The following is a 4,461-nucleotide window of genomic DNA, read 5'->3' as shown; positions in this document are numbered from 1 at the left end:
GCGCAGCCGTCCTCCCCGCGGCAAAGTCGGACGAGCGCAGCCGTCCTCCCCGCGGCAAAGTCGGACGAGCGTAGCCGTCCTCCCCGCGGCAAAGTCGTGCGCCTTCACCGGACTTGGGCGCTACTGGTCGCGGTCTGCGCGTCGCCCACGTACGTCGACTTCGTCCTGCGCACGCTGGAGAGCCTCCGTGACGTCTACGCCTTCCGTCATGGCGAGGACGTTCCTGACGGTCAAGCGACTCCCGGCCACCCACGCGGAGAGAGAGGCTCTTCCCTCCACGAGATCTCGATCAACTTGGATTGCGCGCGTCACGCGGTAACTGACGGAGTCCACTAGAACAAAGACGCATCTGTCGAAGGCGAAGCTGCGGAAGGGCGAAAATGTCTGCGTCCTCTTGGACGAGGGGTCGACGACTCGGCACTTCACCTGGAGCAGTTCGTTGCCCACTCGAACGTCCCAACTCTTCTCTGACCCCTTCGCAAGTCGACCACCGAAGGCCTCGGCCACCAGCAACTCTGCGTAGTCCCCCGCCGGGGCGTTGCGCGACCAGACGATCCGCCTCCGGATTAGTTCGGTCAAGATCTGTGAGTAGAGCGCAAGCAGGGCGCGTGGCCTCATGCTGCTCAGGTCGATCACCGCATCGGTCATGCGCGGACAGTACCCAACACCGCAGGGCAGTGAGGTTCAGCAGCACGTCCGCATCAGAGCTCGAGCCGCTGTATCCGATCGTTGCGCGCCCGCACGAACTTGATGCTGTTGGCTCGGAAGGTCGCGTACTCCACAGTCGTCGTCGCATAGGCGGGAACGGGGAAGCCGGTCACCACGTCCCCGGTGAGCAGTGACCACACGCCCTCCCGGTCCGGCGTGACGAGGTCGTCCAGGAGGAAGAACCGGACGTAGTTATCGAAGTTGCCGAACAAGGCGAAGAAGTCGTGGTAGTAGTTCAGCCGATCTGCTAGCGGACTGTCCAGGCGCGGGTCGAGGTAGTGCCGGCGAATGCACTCCAGCGTGAGGTCGAACCGATCGGCGATCTGAGGGTGCACGCCCCGTGCCTGATTAATGGTCCACCCTGTCTGGTGCCCACCGTTTCGGGGGAACAGGACGTATCCACCGATGGTGGAGGCGACACGGAAGAAGTCGTCCTCGTCTCGCTCGATCTCGGCGACCAGCTCTGGCGCGAACCTCCAGGTCCAACCCGGTGTCGACCATGTCGGGATGATGCCGTCGCTACCCAGGCGGAATGCGGGCCCGTCCGCCAGCCGGAGCGACAGTTCGTAGGCACGGTCGTAAACAACATCGACTACGAACGGGCCCACGCCATCAACTGCACGGCTGCACAGAGCCTGATGCCACAGGTACAGCCTCTCGCATGTTCGATCGGGATCGCCGCCCAGGCGGTAGTAGATCGCGAAGTCCAGATCGGGGTCGATCCGCCCACTCATGGCTCCATCACGTACCCGGGACCGCATGAGGGCCTTTCACCTTCGTCGAGCGGCTCGCGGCATGACAGTGCACACGCCCGTCGTAAGCCTGGGCCCTTCCCCGCCTGCGTACGAAGAGGTGCGATTCCACCCAGTGCAGGCCTCGGGCTCGTGCGGCGCTGGCTTCCCGCTCTTTACCGGCGAGCGCAGAGTGCCCGGGCGAGTATTGGTGGGTGCTTGATCGCGGCTCACAGTTTATCGCAATAGATGCGATAGGGAGAGTTCCACGTCGGAACTGACTGCGGCGGGGCTCCCGAGAATAATAAGCCGCTGGGGCTTTATTCGTTTCACCTCCGCGATAGTGGCCTCAGGCAGTAATTCTGGAGTGGTCAGAAGCACCTTCGCACCAATCTTCGAGGCGAGCGGCGCGGCGGACAGTGCATCGGTAAAAATGGCGCCACTCGTGACGATCACAGGGGTCGAACGCTCTTTGGAGCGTGCACTGAGCAAGGCTGCTGTCTCATATCTATCTGCGCCGCTCACTCGCGTGAATTGTGGCGAAATAGCCCGCAGTTCGGTCTCTACCTCGTCTGGCAGTGCCTCGCGCCCTCCGACGAGTAGGACGTTACTTGGCCTCAAGCGTTCGATCGTCTTCAAGGTTGCGTCAGGCACACCGCGAGGGCTCGCCAGAAGTATCGGCCCCGGGGAGCTCCCGGCTTGAGCCGCGCTAGCAACTGCGTCCGGGAACCTAGCGTCCGTTACGACATAGACCGTCTCCACACGGACATGCTCCTCCGCCAACAATGCCGCGGTCGCATAACGGTTGGTGCCAGCAACTCGTCGGATATCACTCGACTTTGCGGCAGCGCGCAATTGTGATTCGGCCTCCGCGCTAATGGCCAACTCCCCACCAACGATCACTACTTCCGTGGGCTCTAAGAACTTCAGTGCCGCCGCAGTTTCACTGGGCAAATCTGCCTGCCGGCTTAGGAGCAAGGGCATGCCGTTCGAGGCCGCCAATGCCGCAGCGGGGAGGCTGTCCAAGTATTCCTCGCCGCTTGCCACGTAAATCTGTTGTACCCCAGGGTCCCAGTTTCGCGCCACTGCGGCAGCAGTGGCAAAGCGGTTCGATCCTTGAACGCGCTCGGGGACCGGCACGAGCGGGGCCTCACCTGTGTCGATTGCGGGACCAGTATTGATGGGTCGGCCTGACTGGGGCTCCTGATCAAACACGGGTGCCACGTCGGTACCTACAAGGCCTAGAAGGCTCACCACTGCAACAAATATGGCTGCCACACTGGCCACTGGGTTCCGAAAGTTCTCGGGGAGGTGATGTCTAAACACCGCTATGAAGTAGGTCGACGCACCTGCGGCCAGCAGGGTGAAGGGGCCCTGTATCTCACCCCAAAGAACAAGTGCCATTGGAATTGCGCCCCCGATGAGCGCAAGGACCATGCCGATCCACCAACGCGGCCTCCGACGCGGCCCTCGGGTGGTCCTCGGACTCACGCTCGCCTCGTCACGTCCCAACAGCCGCCTCCGAACTCTGAGCCCTCTACCAGTGCAGAGACTAACTGAGCCCTCCGATCTAGACGTTCATTACCCAGTCCTCTTGAGCAGGGGCAGGGGCGAGAGGCGATTCGGGGAGAATCAAGCACATGATCCTTCGCATGCGGCCAGTCTCGGTCCCCTGATCCACGGAGGCTCACAGCTACCAGCCACGGTCGTCCGCTCATCGGCGCGAGGGTGTGTCACGCACCTGAACAGTCCATCGTCATGGCGGCCTCGAGGGAGCGGCGAGCGTGCTAGCAAAGCAAGATTCCAGGCTCCCTGTAGGCGGCCACGAACCTGCCTGCTGACGGACAGCCTGAGCTCCCTGTCCGCGGCCTTAGGACCGGGCCGCACGGGGCTCAGCAAGTCCGTGTCACCTAGGAGCTTGGTGCCCGAATGCGAAGGCTTGTGTGTTTTGGGACAGGCCCCGACGGGGTCGGTGCTGCTCAGCGTGTGCTGTTGAGGATGAGGCGGACGGCGTCATCTGGTGCGTCCCATTGGGGAAAGTGTCCGCACCGCTCGAACCAGTGCAGCGCCGCGTCGGGGAAGGCCGCTACGGCACGCGGGGCCTGTCTGGGCAGGGTCACCAGGTCGCGGCGACCCCAGCCGATGGTGGCCCGACCCGGCAGGGTACCGGCTGGGGCGCCTGCCTGCTTTGGGCCTTTGGTCAGTGCGTCCATGGCTGGGCCGGTTGCCGGTGCCTCTGCCAGCCCTCGTAGGTCCGGAAGCACGGTCTCGGCGGAGAGCGCCCAGGGCCTGGCGGAGAACTGGCCCAGTAGCGCTGTCCGTGTGACCGGATTGCCCAGTACGGTCGGCAGCACCTTGTACAGGGCGCCGACGAGCTTGATAGAGGGCCGTAGGGTGGCTCCGAAGACGGCAAGTTCGCGATCGGTCCAGAAACCGCCCGGATCCAGGGCGACGGTGTCACCGCCGACCCCGCGGCGGGCGAGCTCGAGCACTATCCGCCCGCCCATGGACTGCCCAGCGGTGGAGACCCTCCCGAGCCCCTGCTCGTGGATGAACTCCGCGACCGTGTCGGTCAGGGTTGCGATCGAGACCTCGCCCGACAGCGGTGGGCTCTGGCCGAAGCCGGGCAGGTCGATGGCAATGACCTCGCGGCGCGCGGCTAACCCGTCCAGGATCGGGGTCCAGGAGCGCAGGCCAGCGCCGAGACCGTGTATGAGCAGCAGGGGGCTGCCGCTGCCACGCCGGACGTGATGCAACACCATGGGTCGAATGGTATGCGTGGTGATCCTCGGCGCACCCCAGTGCTTCGCCGCGACGTGCCTCTCCGCGCGATTCCGGTTACCAGTCTGAGGGAGCACAGGCTGACAGCCAGGGCTCCGCGTCGGCGGAGTGCGGCAATGTCGGACGCGCCGAAGGCTAGCGTCCTCCTGGCGGCAAAGTCGGACGAGCGTAGCCGTCCTCCACGCGGCAAAGTCGGACGAGCGTAGCCGTCCTCCACGCGGCAAAGTCGGACGAGCGTAGC

At 64.3% G+C, this 4,461-nt stretch carries 4 protein-coding genes; all 4 read right to left on the bottom strand.

Annotation, left to right across the window (positions count from 1 at the left end; genetic code table 11):
- Positions 1–120: 120 nt before the first annotated feature.
- The 4 genes from D4B81_RS17475 to D4B81_RS17460 all read right to left on the bottom strand — a co-directional run bounded on the left by D4B81_RS17475 (position 121) and on the right by D4B81_RS17460 (position 4,201).
- Positions 121–648: a hypothetical protein gene (locus tag D4B81_RS17475; RefSeq protein WP_202613758.1), complete on the bottom strand. Its 528-nt coding sequence runs from the start codon at positions 646–648 to the stop codon at positions 121–123.
- A 53-nt stretch (positions 649–701) separates the two neighbouring features.
- Positions 702–1,442 carry a DUF6994 family protein gene (locus D4B81_RS17470; RefSeq protein ID WP_122263942.1) on the bottom strand — a complete coding sequence of 247 codons (741 nt, stop codon included), beginning with the start codon at positions 1,440–1,442 and terminating at the stop codon, positions 702–704.
- A gap of 234 nt (positions 1,443–1,676) precedes the next feature.
- Entirely contained in the window at positions 1,677–2,876 is a 1,200-nt protein-coding gene (locus D4B81_RS17465) for a cell wall-binding repeat-containing protein (protein WP_122263941.1), read from the bottom strand.
- 542 nt (positions 2,877–3,418) lie between these two features.
- Positions 3,419–4,201 (bottom strand): alpha/beta fold hydrolase, encoded by a 783-nt coding sequence (locus D4B81_RS17460; protein ID WP_122263940.1) that lies wholly within the window; start codon positions 4,199–4,201, stop codon positions 3,419–3,421.
- Positions 4,202–4,461 lie beyond the last annotated feature (260 nt).

Source organism: Ornithinimicrobium cerasi (assembly GCF_003702705.1).
GTDB lineage: Bacteria > Actinomycetota > Actinomycetes > Actinomycetales > Dermatophilaceae > Ornithinicoccus > Ornithinicoccus cerasi.
Note: the sequence above shows the minus strand (reverse complement) of the source record. Positions and strands in the feature narration are given on the sequence as shown.